Origin of the sequence: Burkholderia alba, from assembly GCF_034721475.1 — a bacterium.
Lineage (GTDB): Bacteria > Pseudomonadota > Gammaproteobacteria > Burkholderiales > Burkholderiaceae > Burkholderia > Burkholderia alba.
In genome coordinates this window covers 154,792-175,179 of the sequence record NZ_JAWJWL010000006.1, presented here as the reverse complement: position 1 = coordinate 175,179, position 20,388 = coordinate 154,792, and the positions used below count along the sequence as shown (strand labels likewise).

General features: G+C 69.4%; 14 protein-coding genes. 8 read left to right on the top strand and 6 right to left on the bottom strand.

Going from position 1 to position 20,388, the window contains the following annotated elements; translation table 11 throughout:
- Nucleotides 1–34: 34 nt before the first annotated feature.
- From gcvH to RZR99_RS08735, 4 genes are all read left to right on the top strand, one after another.
- On the top strand, nt 35–415 hold the full coding sequence (gene gcvH, locus RZR99_RS08750; protein ID WP_323119353.1) for a glycine cleavage system protein GcvH: 381 nt from the start codon (nt 35–37) through the stop codon (nt 413–415).
- 72 nt (nt 416–487) lie between these two features.
- Nucleotides 488–3,415 carry an aminomethyl-transferring glycine dehydrogenase gene (gene gcvP, locus RZR99_RS08745; protein ID WP_323119352.1) on the top strand — a complete coding sequence of 976 codons (2,928 nt, stop codon included), beginning with the start codon at nt 488–490 and terminating at the stop codon, nt 3,413–3,415.
- 148 nt (nt 3,416–3,563) lie between these two features.
- On the top strand, nt 3,564–4,688 hold the full coding sequence (locus RZR99_RS08740) for an alginate lyase family protein (protein ID WP_323119351.1): 1,125 nt from the start codon (nt 3,564–3,566) through the stop codon (nt 4,686–4,688).
- A 29-nt stretch (nt 4,689–4,717) separates the two neighbouring features.
- Entirely contained in the window at nt 4,718–6,106 is a 1,389-nt protein-coding gene (locus RZR99_RS08735) for an L-serine ammonia-lyase (RefSeq protein ID WP_323119350.1), read from the top strand.
- A gap of 61 nt (nt 6,107–6,167) precedes the next feature.
- On the opposite strand, the gene RZR99_RS08730 is transcribed toward RZR99_RS08735, so the two are convergent.
- Nucleotides 6,168–7,433, bottom strand: coding sequence for a sodium:proton exchanger (locus RZR99_RS08730; RefSeq protein ID WP_323119349.1), 1,266 nt, complete (start codon nt 7,431–7,433; stop codon nt 6,168–6,170).
- Nucleotides 7,434–7,775: 342 nt separating this feature from the next.
- On the opposite strand from RZR99_RS08730, the gene RZR99_RS08725 reads away from it, so the two are divergent.
- On the top strand, nt 7,776–9,479 hold the full coding sequence (locus RZR99_RS08725) for a thiamine pyrophosphate-binding protein (protein WP_323119348.1): 1,704 nt from the start codon (nt 7,776–7,778) through the stop codon (nt 9,477–9,479).
- Nucleotides 9,476–10,555: a glycosyltransferase family protein gene (locus tag RZR99_RS08720; RefSeq protein WP_323119347.1), complete on the top strand. Its 1,080-nt coding sequence runs from the start codon at nt 9,476–9,478 to the stop codon at nt 10,553–10,555. The genes RZR99_RS08725 and RZR99_RS08720 overlap by 4 nt, the downstream gene beginning before the upstream one ends.
- A gap of 91 nt (nt 10,556–10,646) precedes the next feature.
- Here RZR99_RS08720 and RZR99_RS08715 read toward each other — a convergent pair whose 3' ends face one another.
- Nucleotides 10,647–11,666, bottom strand: a complete 1,020-nt coding sequence (locus RZR99_RS08715; RefSeq protein WP_323119346.1) for a helix-turn-helix domain-containing protein — start codon at nt 11,664–11,666, stop codon at nt 10,647–10,649.
- Nucleotides 11,667–11,974: 308 nt separating this feature from the next.
- On the opposite strand from RZR99_RS08715, the gene adh reads away from it, so the two are divergent.
- On the top strand, nt 11,975–13,495 hold the full coding sequence (adh, locus tag RZR99_RS08710; RefSeq protein WP_323119345.1) for an aldehyde dehydrogenase: 1,521 nt from the start codon (nt 11,975–11,977) through the stop codon (nt 13,493–13,495).
- Between the two features lie 226 nt (nt 13,496–13,721).
- On the opposite strand, the gene RZR99_RS08705 is transcribed toward adh, so the two are convergent.
- Entirely contained in the window at nt 13,722–15,314 is a 1,593-nt protein-coding gene (locus RZR99_RS08705; protein ID WP_323119344.1) for an MFS transporter, read from the bottom strand.
- Nucleotides 15,315–15,480: 166 nt separating this feature from the next.
- Between RZR99_RS08705 and RZR99_RS08700 the strand changes: the two genes are divergently transcribed.
- Nucleotides 15,481–16,371 (top strand): LysR family transcriptional regulator, encoded by an 891-nt coding sequence (locus tag RZR99_RS08700; RefSeq protein ID WP_323119343.1) that lies wholly within the window; start codon nt 15,481–15,483, stop codon nt 16,369–16,371.
- A gap of 38 nt (nt 16,372–16,409) precedes the next feature.
- Here the strand turns inward: RZR99_RS08700 and eutC are convergent, their stop codons facing one another.
- The 3 genes from eutC to eat form a co-directional block, all read right to left on the bottom strand.
- Nucleotides 16,410–17,195, bottom strand: a complete 786-nt coding sequence (gene eutC, locus RZR99_RS08695; RefSeq protein WP_323119342.1) for an ethanolamine ammonia-lyase subunit EutC — start codon at nt 17,193–17,195, stop codon at nt 16,410–16,412.
- Nucleotides 17,192–18,589 carry an ethanolamine ammonia-lyase subunit EutB gene (locus RZR99_RS08690; RefSeq protein WP_323119341.1) on the bottom strand — a complete coding sequence of 466 codons (1,398 nt, stop codon included), beginning with the start codon at nt 18,587–18,589 and terminating at the stop codon, nt 17,192–17,194. The genes eutC and RZR99_RS08690 overlap by 4 nt, the downstream gene beginning before the upstream one ends.
- Nucleotides 18,590–18,679: 90 nt before the next feature.
- The gene (gene eat / locus RZR99_RS08685; RefSeq protein WP_323119340.1) at nt 18,680–20,089 is read right to left on the bottom strand and encodes an ethanolamine permease; all 1,410 of its coding nucleotides are present in this window, start codon (nt 20,087–20,089) and stop codon (nt 18,680–18,682) included.
- Nucleotides 20,090–20,388: the final 299 nt, after the last annotated feature.

The following is a 20,388-nucleotide window of genomic DNA, read 5'->3' as shown; positions in this document are numbered from 1 at the left end:
CCTAACTTAACGAATTCAAAACCAGGAGCACCCGATGAGCAACGTCCCGGCTAATCTGAAATACACCGACGAACATGAATGGATCCGCACCGAGGCGGACGGCACGCTGACGATCGGCATCACCGATCACGCCCAAACCACGCTCGGCGACATCGTCTTCCTCGAACTCCCGGCAGTCGGCACGCAGGTGAAGGCGGGCGACGCGATCGGCGTCGTCGAATCGGTGAAGGCGGCGTCGGACATCTATTCGCCCGTGACGGGCGAGGTGATCGCCATCAACTCGGACGTGGTCGATACCCCCGAGGAAGTGAACAGCGACGCCTATGACGCCTGGCTCTTCAAGATCAAGCTCGCGGCCGGCGCCTCGACCTCCGCGCTGATCGACGCAGCCGCCTACACGAAGCTGATCGACTAACTTTCACTCACGAACCGCGCGGCGCGCGCCGGCCCAGCCGTCTGGGCCGCGCCCCGCGCCCGCAGGATTGCCATGAAGCTCGAACACCCGGATCGTCTGATGAACCGCACGCCCCTCTCGCTCGCCGCGCTCGAAACGCATGACGCGTTCGCCGAACGCCACATCGGCCCCGACGCCGCCAGCCAGCAGGCCATGCTCGACACGCTCGGCTTCGCGTCGCGCGCCGCGCTGATCGACGCCGTGATCCCGGCCTCGATCCGCCGCGACGACACGCTGCCGCTCGGCCCGTTCGTGCAGCCGAAGAGCGAGGCGGAAGCGCTCGCCGCGCTGCGCGCGCTCGCGGACCAGAACCAGGTGTTCCGCTCGTACATCGGCCAGGGCTACTACAACGCGCATACGCCCGCCGTGATTCTGCGCAACGTACTCGAAAATCCGGCGTGGTACACCGCATACACGCCGTACCAGCCGGAAATCTCGCAGGGCCGCCTCGAGGCGCTGCTGAACTTCCAGCAGATGGTCGCCGACCTGACGGGCCTCGCGATCTCGAACGCATCGCTGCTCGACGAGGCCACCGCCGCCGCCGAGGCGATGACGCTGCTGCAGCGCACCGGCCGGCCGACGTCGAACGTGTTCTACGTCGCCGACGACGTGCTGCCGCAAACGCTCGAAGTGATCCGCACCCGCGCGACGCCGGTCGGCATCGACGTGAAGACCGGCCCCGCCTCGGAAGCCGCCGGCGCGAACGCGTTCGGCGTGCTGCTCCAGTATCCGGGCGTCAACGGCGACGTGCGCGACTACCGCGCGCTCGCCGACGCGATCCACGCGGCAGGCGGCCACGTGGTCGTCGCCGCCGACCTGCTCGCGCTCACCGTGCTCACGCCCCCGGGCGAGTGGGGCGCGGACGTCGCGATCGGCAATACCCAGCGCTTCGGCGTGCCGGTCGGCTTCGGCGGCCCGCATGCCGCGTACCTCGCGGTGCGCGACGAATTCAAGCGCCAGATGCCGGGCCGGCTCGTCGGCGTGACCGTCGACGCGCAAGGCAAGCCCGCGCTGCGCCTCGCGCTGCAAACGCGCGAACAGCACATCCGCCGCGAAAAAGCGACGTCCAACGTCTGCACCGCGCAGGCGCTGCTCGCGATCATGGCCAGCATGTACGCGGTCTATCACGGCCCGCACGGCCTCAAGACGATCGCGCTGCGCGTGAACCGCATCGCGGCGCTGCTCGCGTCCGGCGTGAAGCAGCTCGGCTATGCGCTCGCCAACGACACCTTCTTCGATACGCTGACCGTCGAAACCGGCGCCCGCACGGCCGAACTGCACGATTTCGCCGCGGCCCGCCGCATCAACCTGCGCCGCGTCGGCGCCAACCGGGTCGGCATTTCGATCGACGAAACCACCACCCGCGGCGATCTCGCCGACCTGCTCGCGCTGTTCGCGCAGTCGGCGGGCGCGGGCGCACCCGACATCGACGCACTCGACGCGGGCCTGCCCGGCACGCCCGCACTGCCCGCCGGCCTGCAGCGCGAAAGCGCTTACCTGACGCACCCGGTGTTCAACCGCCATCACTCGGAAACGGAAATGCTGCGCTACCTGCGCAGCCTGTCGGACAAGGACCTCGCGCTCGACCGCTCGATGATCCCGCTCGGCTCGTGCACGATGAAGCTCAACGCGACGTCGGAAATGCTGCCCGTCACGTGGCCCGAATTCGGCCAGATCCACCCGTTCGCACCGGCCGAACAGACCGCCGGCTACCGCACGATGATCGACCAGCTGGAACAGATGCTGGTCGCGGCAACCGGTTACGCGGCGGTGTCGCTGCAGCCGAACGCCGGCTCGCAGGGCGAGTACGCGGGCCTGCTGATCATCCACGCGTACCACGAGTCGCGCGGCGAAGGGCATCGCAACGTCTGCCTGATCCCCGCCTCCGCGCACGGCACGAACCCCGCGTCCGCGCACATGGCCGGCATGCAGGTCGTGGTGGTCGCGTGCGACGAGCAGGGCAACGTCGACATCGCCGACCTGAAGGCGAAGGCCGAGCAGCACGCGGCGAACCTCGCCGCGATCATGATCACCTACCCGTCGACCCACGGCGTGTTCGAGCAGAACGTCCGCGAGATCTGCGAGATCGTCCACGCGCACGGCGGCCAGGTATATGTCGACGGCGCGAACATGAACGCGATGGTCGGCCTCACGGCGCCCGGCCAGTTCGGCGGCGACGTGTCGCACCTGAACCTGCACAAGACCTTCTGCATCCCGCACGGCGGCGGCGGCCCGGGCGTCGGCCCGGTCGCGGTCGGCGCGCATCTCGCGAAATTCCTGCCGAACCAGCGCTCGACCGGCTACCAGCGCGACGAAGCCGGCATCGGCGCCGTCTCGGCCGCGCCGTACGGCTCGGCGTCGATCCTGCCGATCTCGTGGATGTACATCGCGATGATGGGCGCGAAGAACCTCACCGCCGCGACCGAAACCGCGATCCTCAACGCGAACTACATCGCGAAGCGCCTCGCCCCGCACTACCCGGTGCTGTATTCGGGCCCGGGCGGACTGGTCGCGCACGAGTGCATTCTCGATCTGCGTCCGCTCAAGGAAACCAGCGGCATCAGCGTCGACGACGTCGCGAAACGCCTGATGGACTACGGCTTTCACGCGCCGACGATGAGCTTCCCGGTACCGGGCACGCTGATGGTCGAACCGACCGAATCGGAATCCCAGGAGGAACTCGACCGTTTCATCGCGGCAATGATCGCGATCCGCGACGAAATCCGCTCGGTGGAGGAAGGCCGCTCGGATCGCGAGGACAACCCGCTGCGTCACGCCCCGCACACGGCCGCCGTCGTCACCGCGAACGACTGGCCGCATGCGTACTCGCGCGAGGAAGCGGCCTACCCGGTCGCGTCGCTGACCGCGAACAAATACTGGCCGCCCGTCGGCCGGGCGGACAACGTCTATGGCGACCGCAACCTGTTCTGCGCGTGCGTGCCGATGTCGGAATACGCGTAACTCCGCACCGTTCCGTCCCCGAGCCCGCTCGAGCCCCGCGATGATGCCCCGCACGCAACCCCGGGTTGCGTGCGGTTTTCGCGTTCGCGTTCATTCGCAAGTCCGGCTAACATCTCACACCGCGATCCAGCCAAAGAAGGAGTTCCGCATGGTGCGTAAGATGTATCCGGGCAACGCATGGGCGATGCCGCGACGGGTTGGCGCCCAGGCGCTCGTGCAGGCCGCGCTGGCCTGCGTCGCGCTCGCGGCGGCCGGCCACGCGCGCGCCGCGATGAATTTCTGCGCCGCCCCCGCGTTGCAGAGCAACGAAGCCACCTCCACCGAGCCGGGCGTGCAGGCGCTCGTGAGAAGTGTCGAAGCGCGCCTCGGCGACCTGCCGAAGGCCATGCCGCGCGTGCACACCGAGGGCACGCTGCCGCACGAAGGCCTCTATGACCAGAGCGCCGAAGCGATGAAGGACATGGAACTGATGCGCAACGCCGCGCTGGCGTGGCGGGTGACGAACCAGAGCCGCTACCTGGCGCTCGTCGACCGCTTCCTGTCCGCGTGGGTGGCGACCTATCAGCCCAGCTTCAATCCGATCGACGAAACCCGTTTCGAGAATCTGATCCTCGCATACGACATGACGGCGAGCGTGCTGCCCGTGAAAACGCGCAACGCGACCGCCGCCTTCATCGCGAAGCTCGGCAACGGCTACGTGCAGCAGATCGATGCGCAGAAGCGCCCGCTCGCGGGCACCTGGCGCAACAACTGGCAGAGCCACCGGATCAAGCTGATCGCGCTGTCGGCGTTCACGCTCGGCGACCGGCGGATGATGAACGCCGCACAGCGGCTCTTCGCCGAGCATCTCGCCGACAACATCAAGCCCGACGGCACCACCTACGATTTCGAGGAGCGCGATGCGCTCCACTACGCGGTCTACGACCTGCAGCCGCTCGTCACGGCGGCGCTCGCCGCGCGGCGCTTCAACCGCAACTGGCTACGCGAGCGCGCCTCGAACGGCGCGACGCTCGCGGCCGCGCTGAACTGGCTCGAACCGTATGCGCGCGGCGAGAAAACCCACGAGGAATTCGTCAACTCGCCGGTGCCGTTCGACGCGAAGCGCCGCGAAGCGGGCCTGCCCGGCTATTCGGGCCAATGGGATCCGAAGAACGCCACGGAACTCTTTTATCTGGCCGCGCGACTCGACGGCCGCTACCTGAGCGTCGCGCAGCAGCTGTCCCCCACGACGCCGGCCTGGCTGGCCGTATGCCTGCCACTACCGGCGCGCTAATCCCCTTCATCGCATTTTCAGGAAACAAAATGGCAGTCAGCGTGTTCGATCTGTTCAAAATCGGTATCGGTCCGTCCAGTTCACATACGGTCGGCCCGATGCGCGCTGCGCTCATGTTCGTGCAAGGGCTCGAACGCGACGCGCTGCTTGCCGCCACCGCCGGCGTGAAAGTCGAGCTGTACGGCTCGCTGGGCGCGACGGGCAAGGGCCACGGCACCGACCGCGGCGTGATGCTCGGCCTGATGGGCGACGCGCCCGACACCGTCGATCCCGAGACGATCGCCACGCGCCTCGACGCGGTGCGCACGTCGAAAACCCTCGCGCTGCTCGGCAGCCATCCGGTCCCGTTCGTGCTGAAGGAACACATCGCGTTCTACCGGCAGGCGCTGCCCGAGCATCCGAACGCGATGAAGCTGCGCGCGACCGACGCGGACGGCGCGGTGCTGCGCGAAACGACCTATCTGTCGGTCGGCGGCGGCTTCGTCGTGACGGCGGGTGCGCCGAACACGAAAGTGCTGGGCGCCGCCGAGCAGATGGCGCACCCGTTCCGCACCGGCGCGGAGCTGCTCGCGCTGACCGAGGCGACCGGCAAGTCGATCGCCCGGCTGATGTGGGAAAACGAACGCGTGTGGCATACCGAGGAAGAGACCCGCACCGGGCTGCTGAAGATCTGGGGCGTGATGCAATCGTGCGTGTCGCGCGGCTGCGGGATCGGCAACCCCGACGCGGACGGCAACCTGCCCGGCCCGTTCCAGGTCAAGCGGCGCGCGCCGCAGCTGTACCGCACGCTGACCGGCAATCCGGAGCAGGCGCTGCGCGATCCGCTGTCGATGGTCGACTGGATCAACCTGTATGCGATCGCGGTGAACGAGGAGAACGCGGCGGGCGGCCGGGTCGTCACCGCGCCGACCAACGGCGCGGCGGGCATCATCCCCGCCGTGCTGCACTACTACACGCGCTTCACGCCCGGCGCGAACGACCAGGGCGTGATCGACTTCCTGCTGACGGCCGCCGCGATCGGCGTTCTCTACAAGCTGAACGCGTCGATCTCGGGCGCGGAAGTGGGCTGCCAGGGCGAAGTGGGCGTCGCGTGCTCGATGGCGGCGGGCGCGCTCGCGGCCGTGCTCGGCGGCACGCCGCGGCAGGTCGAGAACGCGGCCGAGATCGGCATGGAGCACAACCTCGGTCTCACCTGCGACCCGGTCGGCGGGATGGTGCAGATTCCATGCATCGAGCGCAACGCGATGGCGTCGGTGAAGGCCGTCAACGCCGCGCGGATGGCGCTGCGCGGCGACGGCAGCCACTACGTCTCGCTCGATTCCGTGATCAAGACGATGCGCGAGACCGGCGCGGACATGAAGACCAAGTACAAGGAAACCTCGCGCGGCGGCCTCGCCGTGAACATCGTCGAGTGCTGAAGCACTGAAGCACTGAAGCGCCAAGGCGCGGGCACGCCGGCCGGCGCGCCCCGCCCAGTCGTCACTCCGCCACGGCGGCGGAACGCCCGAACGCCGTGCGCACGAGCGCCAGCAGGCGCTGCCAGTTCGCCGCGAACACCGCCGCCGCGAGCCCCATGTAGAGCCACGCCATCCACGTGAGCGCCGCAATCTCGCGCGCCGGCTGCGACTGCAGCGCCATCGCAAGCCCCAGTTGCACGACGAACAGCACGAGCAGCGCGATCGCGCCGGCCAGGCTCAGACGCAGGCGCAGCAGCAGCGCGAGACCGAACAGCGATTGCGCGGCCGTCAGGAAGAACTCCTCGTGCTGCCGCGCGTCGAGCGGCAGCGTGGTCAGCGCGCCCGCGCCGACGCTCATCGCGATCGGCAACATGCCGACCAGCAGCGTCCATTGATTGATCTTGTCGCTGATCATCGCGGACAGCCCCGCGCGAGCGCGACTGTTGAACACGAAGATCACCGCGATCGTGACGGCGGGCGCCTCGCTCGCGAGCGGCGCGAGCCACTGGATCAGCAGGAACTGGTCGATGCCGAGCCGCCCGCCCAGCTTGACGAGCGATTCCGCGAACGGCTCCGCGGACAGCAGGATCACCACCGCCGACAGCACGGTCATCGCGCCGATCGCGGCCCAGCGCCGGCCCGGCGCCAGCGTCGCGACGAACGCGCCTGGCCCCGGTTCGGCATCCTCGTCCTCGTCGCCGCCGTCGCCCGCCGCGGCCGACGCCTGCGACGTGCGCCACAGATAGAACAGGAACAGCGCGGTGAGGATCACGAAATCGAGCAAGCCGATGCTGTTCTTCAGCACGATCACGAACGCGTACGCGCTCGCCAGCGCGAGGAACACGATCTCGACCGCGTTGTCCGGCTGCAGTTCGACCGCTTTCTGCCGGGCGCGCCAGCAATGCAACCCGACCAGCAGCGGCCACGCGACGCCGATCAGCATCCGGTTCGCGCCCGTCATGTTGGCGGCCGCGTACGCGACGTAGCCGGACTGCGGATCCTGCCCGGCCCGGAACGCGTAGTAGATGTCGACCGCGTATTCGGGCAGCACCGTGACGAGCGCCACGAGCGCGATCACGAAGCCCGCCGAGATATAGCGCTCGGCCGTCTCCGCGCCCCACGACAGCATGAAGCCGGCCGCGAGAATCGCCACGCCGAAGCAGGCCGCGTCGAGCGCGAGCCCGGCGCTCGTCCCGCTCGTGCGTAGCCACAGCGCGGGCAGCATCGCGATCACGGCGGCGCCGACGGGGATCAGAAAGGCGGAAACGAACTGGCGTGACGATGGCACGGAGCCTCCGTTGCGGTGCGGATCGATGTCGGCAGTATCGGGGCGATCCGGCGACTTTGCCTACCGTTTCCTTTCCTTGCATCGCGCCCGGATGGAATGACGCGGCCGGGCACGCGATTCCAGTCGGCCAATCGGTCAATATCCCGCGTCGCGGCCGCCGGCGGCGGCGACACGCGTTCGTCCGCGAACCGTCGCCGAACCGTTGCGAACGCGCGCCATCGATCCGCGATCGCACCCGTACGCGCGCCGTCCGGGCGGATTCGCGCCCGCCGTCGCGGTGTTCCCTTCCGCCGGAAATCCAGCGTAAGCTGTACGTCCCGCCAAGAAGGGAGCCCGCATCACATGTCGAATTCCCCGGATCTCGAGCGGCGCACCACCACCGGTGCGCACCTGCTCGTCGACGCCTTGCTCGCCAACCACGTCGAGCGCGTGTTCTGCGTTCCCGGCGAGAGCTTTCTCGCTGTTCTCGACGCGCTGGCCGACGCCACCGCCCGTATCGAGACCGTCGTCTGCCGCCACGAAGCCGCCGCCGCCAACATGGCGGACGCGCTCGGCAAGCTCACCGGCAAGCCCGGCATCGCGTTCGTCACGCGCGGCCCCGGCGCGACGCACGCGTCGATCGGCGTGCATACCGCGTTTCAGGATTCGACGCCGATGATCCTGTTCATCGGCCAGTGCGCGCGCGACCACCTCGACCGCGAAGCCTTCCAGGAAATCGACTACCGGCGCATGTTCGGCCAGATGGCGAAATGGGTCGCGCAGATCGACGACCCGCGCCGGCTGCCCGAATACCTCAGCCACGCGTTTCACGTCGCGACGTCCGGCCGCCCCGGCCCCGTCGTGCTCGCGCTGCCCGAGGACATGCTGTCGGACCCGTGCGAGCCGCAGCCGGTGCTGCCCGCCGCGAAGCGGGTGGCCGCCGCGCCGTCGGGCGCGCAGATGGCGGAGTTGCGCGAGCGTCTCGCGCGCGCCGAACGGCCGTTCGTGATCGCGGGCGGCAGCGGCTGGACCCCCGAGGCCTGCGCCGATCTGCGCCGCTTCGCCGAAAACTGGCAGTTGCCGGTCGGTTGCGCGTTTCGCTACCAGGATACGTTCGACAACGAGCATCCGCTGTACGCGGGCGACGTCGGCCTCGGCGTGAATCCCGCGCTCGCGCGCCGCATCAAGGAAGCGGATCTGCTGTTCGCGCTCGGCCCGCGTCTGGGCGAAGCGACCACCGGCGGCTACACGCTGCTCGACATCCCGAAAACGAAACAGACGCTGATCCACGTCCATCAGGGCGCGGACGAGCTGGGCCGGGTATATGCGGCCGACCTGCCGATCGTGTCCGGCATGCCGGAGATCGCGGCGCTGCTCGCCGCGCTCGCGCCGCCCGACACCCTCGCATGGGCGGGCAGCGCCGCCGACGCGCATCGCGCGTATCTCGACTGGCGCGCGCCGCTGCCGATGCCGGGCAGCGTGCAGCTCGGCGAGGTCATGCAGCTGCTGCGCGAGCGCCTGCCGCACGACGCGATCGTCACCAACGGCGCGGGCAATTACGCGATCTGGCTGCACCGCCATTTCGCGTACCGGCACTTCCGCTCGCAGCTCGCGCCGACCAGCGGGGCAATGGGCTATGGCGTACCGGCCGCGCTCGCCGCGAAATCGCTGTATCCGGAACGGCCCGTCATCGCACTCGCGGGCGACGGCTGCTTCATGATGGCCGGCAACGAGCTGGCGACCGCGATGCAGTACGGCCTCGCGATCGTCGTGATCGTCGTGAACAACGGCCATTTCGGCACGATCCGGATGCACCAGGAGCGCAACTATCCGGGGCGCGTCCACGGCACGGGGCTGACCAATCCGGACTTCGCCGCCTATGCGCGCGCGTTCGGCGCGCACGGCGAGACCGTCGAGCGCACCGCCGAGTTCGTCCCCGCCCTCGACCGCGCGCTGGCCAGCCGGCTGCCCGCGCTGATCGAGATCCGGGTGCCGCAGGCGGCGAGCACCCCCGCCGCGACCCTCGACCAGATCCGCGAGCAAGCCGAGCGCGCCCGCCGGGGATGACCGCCGATCGCGGACCTCGCGCGGCGGCGGCCCCGCTGTCGGCTCGCGAGGCGCTCGTGCATCCGGGCACGCTGCTGGCGCCGGACGGGCGGCTCGTCGCGCCCTACGATCTCGAACGCGCGGCGAATGCCGCGCCCGGCTATGTCGCCGCGTCGCACCGGCCCGACATTCTCAATGCCGCGCACCGGCCGTTCCGGCTCGACTATGCGTCGCTGTCGACGGTGCACGTGATCAACGGGATGGGCGTCGCGCTGGGAGACTCGGTGATCGGGCTGACCGCGCTCGCCGCACTGCGCGATCGCTACCCGCGGCTACGCTTCGTGCTCTACCGGCCCGCGCATGCGCCGGCCTACGTCGAAGCGCTGTACCGGCTCGCGGCGGACGCGGTCGCGCCGAGCCGGTCGCTGCCCTGGCCGGTGGCCGCGCTGCCGCCGGGCGAGACGCGCATCGATCTCGGCAACCACCTTTACTGGCCCGAATTCGCCGTGCGGCCGATGATCGATTTTTTCCTGTCCGCGCTCGGCGCCGAACCGGAATCGATTCCGGCCGAAGCGAAACGCAATCGCTGGCTCGGCCGGTTGACGCTGCCGGCATTGCCGTTCGCGTGGCGGCGCCGGCGCTATGTCCTGTTCTGCCCGGACGCCAGTACGCCGCTGCGCAGCATGCCGGCGTCGCAGCGCGCCGCGCTGGTCGGCCGGCTGGCCGACGTGTACGGCCTTCCGGTACTCGGCTTCGAGCCGTTCTACCATCCGGCGTATGTCGATGTGAGTCCCTACTCCGGCAACACCGCCCAATTCATCGCCTGGGTGAAGCATGCGAGCGTGCTGCTGTGCTCGGATACGTCGGCGGCGCATCTCGCGGATGCGTTCGACGTGCCGACGCTCGCGTGCTTTTCGAGCATCGCGCCCGCGCTGCGGGTCCGCGATTATCCGCACTGCGCGACGCTCGAGCTGGACGTGCCGGCCGCGTTGCGCAACCGGCACACGGGCGCCTCGCCGGCCGAACTCACCGAACTCGAAGCGGCGTATCGGCGGATGGACTGGGACGCGGTTGTGTGGCCGCGCGCGCGGAAGTAAGCGCGAGCCGGATCTCGCACACGGCCCGGCATCCGGCCGGAAGCGCTCCGCCGCCCCGTTGCCGCACGTGCGTCGCCCGGCCGCCGCGCATTCAGCACGCCATCGCGCGTCGCAGCGCTTCCGACGGCCGGTTGCCGAACATGCGCCGGTAGTCGGTCGCGAACTGGCTCAGATGCCAGAATCCCCACGCGGCCGCGACATCCTGCACCGAACCGGCATCGCGGCCGCACAGATCGCGGCGCGCGCCGTTCAGGCGCAGCGTGCGCAGGTAGGTTGCAGGCGCCATGCCGAGCACGTCCTGAAAGCAGTACTGCAGCGTGCGCCGGCTCACGTGCAGCTGCTCGCACAGCTCCGGCACGCCGACCGGCCGCGACCGGTGCGCGAGCACGTAGTCGCGCGCCTGCGCGACGATCCTGCGCCGCCGCGACGGCGGCTCGCCGGCGGCTCCGTCGCCCGGCGCCGCGCATACATCGAACAGCGCCGCCAGCACCGCCGCCTGCAGATCGTTGCGCTCGCCCGCCGACAGCGGCGCGGACGCCGCCTCCACCCGATCGAACTGCCGCGCAAGCTGCGCGCACAGCCGCTCGAGCCGCGCCTCGCCGACCGGCATCACCGCCTGCCTCGGCAGACGGTCGTCGAAGCCGCACTGCTCGACCTGCTCCGCATAGCGCCGCAGCACCTCGCCGCGCACCACCACGCCGTAGATCGAAAAGCGCGCGGGCGTGAGCAGCTCGAATTCGACATGGCCCGGCCGGAACGCCAGCGCGTCGGCGGCGATCGGACGCGCGTCGATGCGCGCCGCGCCGTCGCGCGCGAGCGGGATGCCGAACCAGTACGCGTCGCCGCGCACCTCGCACGCCTGCCGCAGCGTGTGACTCGTCGTCTCGCGGAACAGCTTCATCGTGTCGAGCGGCAGCTCGGTCAGCGTACCGACGAAGCGGCCCGCCGCGAGCTGGTCGTAGGTCTGGCGCCAGCCGATCAGGTTGCGGGCCTGCTCGTCGGCGTCGTGCGCGACGCTGACCACCGCGCGGCCGGCCGCTTCGTCGTCGCCGCCCGCGCTGCGCCGGGTATCCGCCGCCGTCGTCTCGCCACCCAGATGCCCATGCTCCATTGCTGCCTCCACCGGCCTCGCTGACCTTGAACGAACAGCGAACGACGCAATTCCCGTGCCGAATCGCCGTGCCCGCCGCGGCGGGCATCGTGCCGCGGCGCTGTTCAGCAACGGGACACCCGGCGCACCCGCGTTGTTCATCCACGGCACAGCCGCCGCCCCGCACCCGCGCGGTGCAGCGACGGTGCGCGGCGCTCAGGCCCTGCGCACCGCCGCACTGCCGGCTGGCACGCTTCTGGCGTAAACCGGATCAACCGCGCGCGTTCGCGCGGCCCGTCCACCCATACCGACATGCGAGGAGCAACGCGATGAATCACGCGGACATGAAGCACCTAAACATCGAATTCCCGTACCGCAAGCAGTACGGGAATTTCATCGGCGGCGAATGGGTCGCCCCGGCCGGCGGCGAGTACTTCGACAACATCTCGCCCGTCACCGGCCAGCCGTTCACCGCGATCCCGCGCTCGCGCGAAGCCGACATCGAACGCGCGCTGGATGCCGCGCATGCGGCGAAGGCCGGCTGGGGCGCGACCCCCGCCGCCGAACGCGCGAACGTGCTGCTGAAGATCGCCGACCGGATGGAGGCGAATCTCGCGCGGCTCGCCGTCGCGGAAACGATCGACAACGGCAAGCCGCTGCGCGAAACCACCGCGGCCGACATCCCGCTCGCGATCGACCACTTCCGCTATTTCGCGGGCTGCATCCGCGCGCAGGAAGGCTCGATCGCCGACATCGGCGGCGATCTGGTCGCCTACCACTTCCACGAGCCGCTCGGCGTCGTCGGGCAGATCATCCCGTGGAACTTCCCGATCCTGATGGCCTCGTGGAAGCTCGCGCCCGCGCTCGCGGCCGGCAACTGCGTGGTGCTGAAGCCCGCCGAGCAGACTCCCGCGTCGATCCTCGTGTTCGCGGAGCTGGTGCAGGACCTGCTGCCGCCCGGCGTGCTCAACATCGTCAACGGCTTCGGCCTCGAAGCCGGCAAACCGCTCGCGTCGAGCAAGCGGATCTCCAAGATCGCGTTCACCGGCGAGACCTCGACGGGCCGGCTGATCATGCAGTACGCGAGCGAAAACCTGATTCCCGTCACGCTCGAACTCGGCGGCAAGAGCCCGAACATCTTCTTCGCCGACGTGATGGATCGGGACGACAGCTATTTCGACAAAGCGCTCGAAGGCTTCGCGATGTTCGCGCTGAACCAGGGCGAGGTGTGTACGTGTCCGTCGCGCGCGCTCGTCGAGGAGAGCGTCTACGACCGCTTCATCGAGCGCGCGCTCAAGCGCGTCGAGGCGATCAGGCAGGGGCATCCGCTCGACTCGCAGACGATGATCGGCGCGCAGGCGTCGGCCGAGCAGCTCGAGAAGATCCTGTCGTACATCGACCTGGGCCGCCAGGAAGGCGCGCAGTGCCTGACGGGCGGCGAGCGCAACGTGCTCGGCGGCGAGCTGTCGGAAGGCTATTACGTGAAGCCGACCGTGTTCCGCGGCCACAACCGGATGCGCATCTTCCAGGAAGAGATCTTCGGCCCGGTGCTGTCAGTGACGACCTTCAAGAACGAGGAGGAAGCGCTCGAGATCGCCAACGACACGCTGTACGGGCTGGGCGCCGGCGTCTGGACCCGCGACGGCAACCGCGCGTACCGCTTCGGCCGCGCGATCCAGGCGGGCCGCGTGTGGACCAACTGCTACCACGCTTATCCCGCGCATGCGGCGTTCGGCGGCTACAAGCAGTCGGGGATCGGCCGCGAAACCCACAAGATGATGCTGGATCACTACCAGCAGACGAAGAACCTGCTCGTCAGCTACAGCGACAAGCCGCTCGGGTTCTTCTGAGCGACGGCGCCGCGCGCCGAGCGTCAATCTCGCCCGGGATCGCAGGCGGTTCGCCGCCCGCGATCCCGGGCTTTTTTTGCGCGGGCGATGCGACGCGCCACTGCGCAGGGCAGCTCGATCGACGTGCCGAGCAGCGCCTCGCGCGAGTATGGTGGTCACCCTTGCAGGCAATCCGGCATTGCCGCCGCGACGCCCTCCGGTACGATCCGGCGGCGCGCGCACGCATTCACCGGCACTCGCGCTCCAGCACGAGCGGCCGCCCCGCCGGCTTCGTCTCCGCGCGGCGCTCGTTCGCCGCCCCCGCCTCGCCCACCCGAACCCGGCTCAAGAACACGAACACAGCCACGGCGCACAGCAGCGTGACGACCGTCAGACCTTCGAGCAGGCTGCCGAACGCGCTGCGGTAGCTCTGCTGCAGGACGTCGCGCGCGACGCCCGGCAGCCCCCCCGCCGCATGAGCGAGATCGCCGGCCGCAAGCCGGGCGGCGGCTTCCGCGAGATGGGCCTGCGCGCCCTCCGCCAGTGCCGCGGCCCGCCGCACGTGGGTCTGCGTGAGCGCCGCGAGGATCGCGCTCACGGTCGCGAGCGCGATTCCTTCGCCCGCGACGCGCGTGGTGCTGAAGATGCCCGTCGCCATCCCCGCGCGCTCTTTCGGCACGACGCTGATCGACAGGCCGTCCATCAAGCCCCACGGCATGCCCGCGCCGATCCCGATCGCCAGCATCGGGCCGATCGCGGCGCGCCCGGCGCCGTGGTCGAGCGCCGTGCTCAACCAGTACAACCCGGCCGCCGCGAGCAGCAGGCCCAGCCCCGAAATCACGCCCGCGGACAGCCAGCGGGTCAGCGTCGCGGCCACGAGCGGCACGACCAGCATCGGCGCGGACAGCGCCATCATCAGCAGGCCCGCGTCGAGTTCGCGGTACCCGTCGATCCCGATGAAGCGCAGCGGCAGCACGACGAGCAGCACGATGTAGCAATAGCAGGTCGCGATCGGCAGCACCTGCACGCCGACGAAGCGCGGATAGCGGAACAGCGACAGATCGAGCATCGGCCGCGCCACCCGCGCCTCGATCGCGACGAATCCGGCGGCCAGCACCGCCGCGCCCGCGAGCAGCCCAACGACGAGCGGGCTCGCCCAGCCGCTTTCGGGCGCCTGGATCACGCCGAACGTGAACAGCGACAACGCGCCCGTGAAGGCCGTCGTGCCCGCCCAGTCGAGGCCCGCCGCGTTCGGGTCGCGCGATTCGCGCATCCTCGGCACGCCGAACCACAGCGACAGCGCCCCCGCCACCGCGCCCGTCGTGAAGATCGCGCGCCAGCCGAAACGCTCGATCAGCAGGCCGGCCAGCACCGGGCCGAACGCGAGGCCGATCCCGAAGGTCGTGCCGAGCAGGCTGAACGCGCGGGTGCGCGCATGCCCGTCGAACTCCTGCGCGAGCGCCGCCGTGCCGCCCGACAGCGCGGCCGCGGCCGCGATGCCCTGCGCCGCCCGCAGCAAGTCGACCGCCAGGATCGTCGGCGCGAAGCCGAGCGCCGCCGAGAACAGCGTGAAGCCGCCGACGCCGATCGTGAAGATCCGCTTGCGGCCGAACTGATCCGCCAGCGCGCCCGCCGCCATCAGGAAACTGCCGAAGGTGAGCATGAACGCGTTGGTGATCCAGTTCATCGCCACCGGCCCGCCCGCGAGATCGCGGCCGATCGCGGGCGTCGCCACCGCGCCGCCGGCAAAGCTGAGCGGCAGCGCGAGCGCGGCCAGGCAGACCGCCAGCAGGATGACGCCCCGCCGACGCGCCGATACAGGGGAAAACGTGCTGTCCATCACCGCTCCTCGAAGAAGGCCGGCCCCGCGAAGCTCGACGATGAGCGACGGTCCGGCAGAGTGAGGAACGATAATTCGGATCTAATCAAAGAAAAATGACGTGCAACTCCGCAAATAGCGGAGTTAAATTCCTGAATCGAATGACTTCTTCGGGAATCGGACCCGGATGGACAATCTCAACGGCATCGTCGCCTTCGTGCGCACGGCGGAGACCCTGAGCTTCGTCGCGGCCGGGCGCAGGCTCGGCATCTCCGCGTCGGCGGTCGGCAAGACCATTGCGAAACTCGAACAGTCGCTCGGCGTGCGGCTGTTTCACCGCACCACGCGCAAGGTCACGCTCACCGACGAAGGGCGGCATTTCCACGAACGCTGCCACCGCATCCTCGAGGAGTTGCGCGACGCGGAGGCGATGCTGTCGGAGGCCGCGCAGACGCCGCGCGGCCGGCTGCGGGTGAGCCTGCCCGTGATCGGCTACCGCTTCCTGCTGCCGGTGCTGCCGGAATTCAGGCAGCGCTATCCGGATATCGAGCTGGACCTGGATTTCAACGACCGGCTGATCGACGTCGTCGACGGCGGTTTCGATGCGGTGATCCGCAGCGGCCAGCTGACCGATTCGAGCCTGATGTCGCGGCGCCTCGGGCCGTTCCGCTTCCTGCTGTGCGCGGCGCCCGGCTATCTCGCGCAGACGGGCACGCCGCGCACGCTGCCGGATCTCGCCGCGCACGGGTGCGTGCGCTACCGCTTCCCGACCACCGGCAAGCTCCAGCCGTGGGCGCTCGCGCCGGACCGCGGCGAGCCGCCGTACCTGCGCACCGCGATGACCTGCAACAACATGGAGGCGTTGCGCGCGGCCGTGATCGCGGGTTTCGGCATCGGCTACATGCCGGACTTCCTCGCCCGCGACGCGCTCGCGGACGGCGCGCTCGCGACCGTGCTGGACGACCACCCGATCGATCCCGGGCAGTTCTCCGTGCTGTGGCCGTCGAGCAGGCAACTGTCGCCGAAGCTGCGCGTGTTTGTCGATTTCATGTGCGCGCGACTGTTCCAGTCGACGTAGACGGCGGCAACATCCGCCCTGCCGTCGACGCTTGCCGATTACTCCACCTGCAGCGGCGCCGCCGGCGCGCCGGGCAGCAGCGCATCGCTGTCGTCCTTGAGCCCGACGCCCGTCACGCCGAGCCGCCGCGCGTGCGTCATCAGGTAATGCAGCTTGTGCGCCGCCGCGTCGTGCGGCAGCCCTTCCGGCCGCACGTTCGAAATGCAGTTGCGCAGCGCATCGTGGCAACCGACCTTCGGCGCATAGGTGAGATACACGCCGAGACTGTCCGGCGAACTGAGCCCCGGCCGCTCGCCGATCAGCATCGCGACGAGCGGCGCGCGAAGCAGTTCGCCGATTTCGTCGCCAAGCGCGACGCGCGCCTGCCGCGCCACCACGACCGGCCCGATCCGCCAGCCGTCGAGCCGCGCGCGCACCGCCTGCAGCAGCGGCAGCGCCTGCTTCGCGGCGGCGAACGCGGACAGCCCGTCGCCGATCACGAACACGACGTCCGGCGGCTCGCCGGCCGCGCGGCCCGCCCGTGCAAGCGCCTCGCGGCTCGCATCGGACAATCGCCGCCCCAGATCGGGCCGCCGCAGATAGTGCTGGCGGTCCGGCGCGGCGCTTTCGGCATCGAGCGACGCGAAACCGGCCGCGCGCAGGTCGCGATGCAGCGCATCGGCGTCGAGCGGCTGGTGCACCGCGTCGCGCGCCTGGGCATGCGAGAGGTTGAACGCCAGCAACGGCGCGGTCGGCAGACTGTTGCCCGCGCGGCCGAGCGCGATCCGCGCCTGGGTGAATGCCTTCAGGCCGCCCCACGGATTCTTTTCGACGGCATCGCTCATGGGTCGAGCCCCATCCATTCGTGCGCGCCCGCGAGCAGCGGCTGGCGCGGCGACGCCGACAGCAGCGCGCCGCGCGCATCGGCGATCTCCATCGCCTCCAGCCATTCCTCGAATTCGGGCGCGCGGCGCAGGCCGAGCACCTCGCGCACGTACAGCGCATCGTGGAACGACGTGCTCTGATAGTTGAGCATCACGTCGTCCGCGCCGGGAATGCCCATGATGAAGTTGATGCCGGCGGCGCCGAGCAGGGTCAGCAGCGTGTCCATGTCGTCCTGGTCGGCTTCCGCGTGATTCGTGTAGCAGATGTCGCAGCCCATCGGCACGCCGAGCAGCTTGCCGCAGAAGTGATCCTCGAGCCCCGCTCGGATGATCTGCTTGCCGTCGTACAGATATTCCGGCCCGATGAAGCCCACCACCGTGTTGACGAGGAACGGCCGGTACTTGCGCGCGACCGCATAGGCGCGCACCTCGCAGGTCTGCTGGTCCACGCCGTGGTGCGCATTCGCCGACAGCGCGCTGCCCTGCCCGGTTTCGAAGTACATCAGGTTGTCGCCGACCGTGCCGCGCTTCAGCGACAGCGCCGCGTCGTGCGCTTCCCGCAGCAGCGCGAGCGAAATGCCGAAGCTCGCGTTCGCCTTCTCGGTGCCGGCGATCGACTGGAATACCAGATCGACCGGCGCGCCCTTCTCGACCGCCGCGATCGTGTTCGTCACGTGGGTCAGCACGCACGATTGCGTCGGCACCCGATAACGCTCGCGGAACGTGTCGATCATCACGAGCAGCTTCACGATCGCCGCGAGGCTGTCGGTGGCCGGGTTGATGCCGATCATCGCATCGCCGCAGCCGTACATCAGCCCGTCGAGCATCGAGGCGGCGATGCCCTTCACGTCGTCGGTCGGATGATTCGGCTGCAGGCGCACCGACATGCGCCCCGGCAGCCCGATCGTGTTGCGAAAACGCGTGACGACGCGCCGCTTGCGCGCGGCCGCGATCAGATCCTGGTTGCGCATCAGCTTCGACACCGCCGCGACCATCTCGGGCGTCAGACCCGGCGCGATCCGTTCGAGCGCGGCGCCGTCCGCGGCCGACGACAGCAGCCAGTTACGGAAATCGCCGACGGTCAGGTGCGCGATCTCCGCGAACGCATCGCGCGAATGATCGTCGACGATCAGCCGGGTCACCTCGTCGTCTTCGTAGGGAATCAGCGCTTCGTTCAGGAAAGTCGAAAGCGGCACGTTCGCGAGCGCCATCTTCGCGGCAACGCGCTCCTCCTCGCTCGCGGCCGCGACCCCCGCCAGCTGATCGCCGGAACGCAGCGGGCTCGCCTTCGCGAGCAGGGTTTTCAGATCCGCGAAGCGGTAGCTGCGCGGGCCGATCGTCTCCGTATAAGCCATCTGGTGCGGTGCTCCTTGTCGTACCCGCGGCGCGCCGTCCCGCATGACGCGCCGCCTGCTGCCCGCGCGCCGGCCGCGCGCATGCCGCGTTCACTCCTCCAGCAGCGCCTCTACCGGCGCCGCCGCGCGCTGCGAGCCGGTGGCGAGGAAGTAGCCGTACCCGAGCGCGAGGAAGATCACGAAGACCAGCGCGACGAGCCCGTTGAAATACACCATCGTCGCGAGACACACGAGCGCGGCGGCCAGTGCGAACGCCGGAAAGAACGGATACAGCGGCGCGCGGAACGGACGCTCCATCCGGGGCTGCGTGCGACGCAGCTTGAAGAGCGCCGCCATGCTGACGATATACATCACGATAGCGCCGAACACCGACATCGTCACGATATTCGCGGTCAGCGTCTGGCCGCCGAACTGAATCAGCTCGTCGCTGTAGATCGCGGCGATGCCGACCACGCCGCCCGCGAGGATCGCGCGGTACGGCGTCTTGAAGCGCGGATGCACCTTCGCGAGCCATTCGGGCAGGTAGCCTTCGCGGGCGAGCGCGAAGATCTGGCGCGAATAGCCGAGGATGATGCCGTGGAACGACGCGACGAGGCCGAACAGGCCGAGCCACACCAGCATGTGCATCCAACCGCTGTTCGCGCCGACGATGTACTTCATCGCCTGCGGCAGCGGATCGTTGATGTTGGCGAGCTGAGTCCAGTCGCCCGCGCCGCCCGCGAACACCATCACGCCGATCGCGAGCGCGACGAGCGTGAGGATGCCGGCCACGTAGGCGATCGGGATCGAGCGCTTCGGGTTCTTCGCCTCCTCGGCCGCCATCGCGACGCCTTCGATCGCGAGAAAGAACCAGATCGCGAACGGAATCGCGGCGAACATGCCGTGGAACGCGCCGACGCTGAAATGATCGGCGCCCGCCCAGCCGCCCTTCGTGAAATGACTCCACGAGAAGCCCGGCGACACGACGCCCATGAACACCAGCAGCTCGAAGATCGCGAGCAGCGTGACGACGAGCTCGAACGTGGCCGCGATCTGCACGCCGACGATGTTGAGCGCCATGAAGACGAGATAGGCGCCCATCGCCGCATGCTTCGGCTCGAGACCGGGGAACTGCACGTGCAGATACGCGCCGATCGCCAGCGCAATGGCGGGCGGCGCGAACACGAATTCGACGAGCGTCGCCGCGCCCGCCAGATAGCCGCCCGTCGGACCGAACGCGCGGCGCGCGTAGGCGAACGGGCCGCCCGCGTGCGGAATCGAGGTGGTGAGTTCGGTGAAGCTGAAGATGAAGGTGGTGTACATCGCCGCGACGAACAGCGCGGTGACGACGAAGCCCAGCGTGCCGGCGCTGGCCCAGCCGTAGCTCCAGCCGAAGTATTCGCCGGAAATCACGAGCCCGACCGCGATGCCCCACAACTGCCAGGTGCCGAGCGTTTGCTGGAGGGCCGGTTGCGGCGCCTTGCCGCCCGCACCCGGACGGCCGTTCGATGCTGTCTGCATGGATCTCTCCTCAATGGCGGCTGGCCGGGCGGGCCGTCGGCCGCGCCGCGACTGAAGATCGATCGTAGAGAGTCATTATTCGACGTGTTATCGAAAATCGGCAAACGTCCGGACTTTCATTTCATAAGCGAATAGGCCGCCGACGGCCGTCCGGCGGGACGGCGCGCCCGTCGTGCGCGGGGTGCCGCGCGATGTCCGCCGCCCCCGCGCGCATCGCGCCGCCCATCTCGCCCACATGAAAACAGGCGAACCGGTGAGTCCGCCGGTCCGCCTGTTCGGCCCGCCCGCGCAACGCGGCG

Excerpts from the sequence above, each read along its gene's own strand:
- gcvH (WP_323119353.1), top strand. The coding sequence starts at position 35 with ATGAGCAACGTCCCGGCTAATCTGAAATACACCGACGAACATGAATGG.
- gcvP (WP_323119352.1), top strand. The coding sequence starts at position 488 with ATGAAGCTCGAACACCCGGATCGTCTGATGAACCGCACGCCCCTCTCG.
- RZR99_RS08740 (WP_323119351.1), top strand. The coding sequence starts at position 3,564 with ATGGTGCGTAAGATGTATCCGGGCAACGCATGGGCGATGCCGCGACGG.
- RZR99_RS08735 (WP_323119350.1), top strand. The coding sequence starts at position 4,718 with ATGGCAGTCAGCGTGTTCGATCTGTTCAAAATCGGTATCGGTCCGTCC.
- RZR99_RS08725 (WP_323119348.1), top strand. The coding sequence starts at position 7,776 with ATGTCGAATTCCCCGGATCTCGAGCGGCGCACCACCACCGGTGCGCAC.
- RZR99_RS08720 (WP_323119347.1), top strand. The coding sequence starts at position 9,476 with ATGACCGCCGATCGCGGACCTCGCGCGGCGGCGGCCCCGCTGTCGGCT.
- RZR99_RS08715 (WP_323119346.1), bottom strand. The coding sequence starts at position 11,666 with ATGGAGCATGGGCATCTGGGTGGCGAGACGACGGCGGCGGATACCCGG.
- adh (WP_323119345.1), top strand. The coding sequence starts at position 11,975 with ATGAATCACGCGGACATGAAGCACCTAAACATCGAATTCCCGTACCGC.
- RZR99_RS08705 (WP_323119344.1), bottom strand. The coding sequence starts at position 15,314 with ATGGACAGCACGTTTTCCCCTGTATCGGCGCGTCGGCGGGGCGTCATC.
- RZR99_RS08700 (WP_323119343.1), top strand. The coding sequence starts at position 15,481 with ATGGACAATCTCAACGGCATCGTCGCCTTCGTGCGCACGGCGGAGACC.
- eutC (WP_323119342.1), bottom strand. The coding sequence starts at position 17,195 with ATGAGCGATGCCGTCGAAAAGAATCCGTGGGGCGGCCTGAAGGCATTC.
- RZR99_RS08690 (WP_323119341.1), bottom strand. The coding sequence starts at position 18,589 with ATGGCTTATACGGAGACGATCGGCCCGCGCAGCTACCGCTTCGCGGAT.
- eat (WP_323119340.1), bottom strand. The coding sequence starts at position 20,089 with ATGCAGACAGCATCGAACGGCCGTCCGGGTGCGGGCGGCAAGGCGCCG.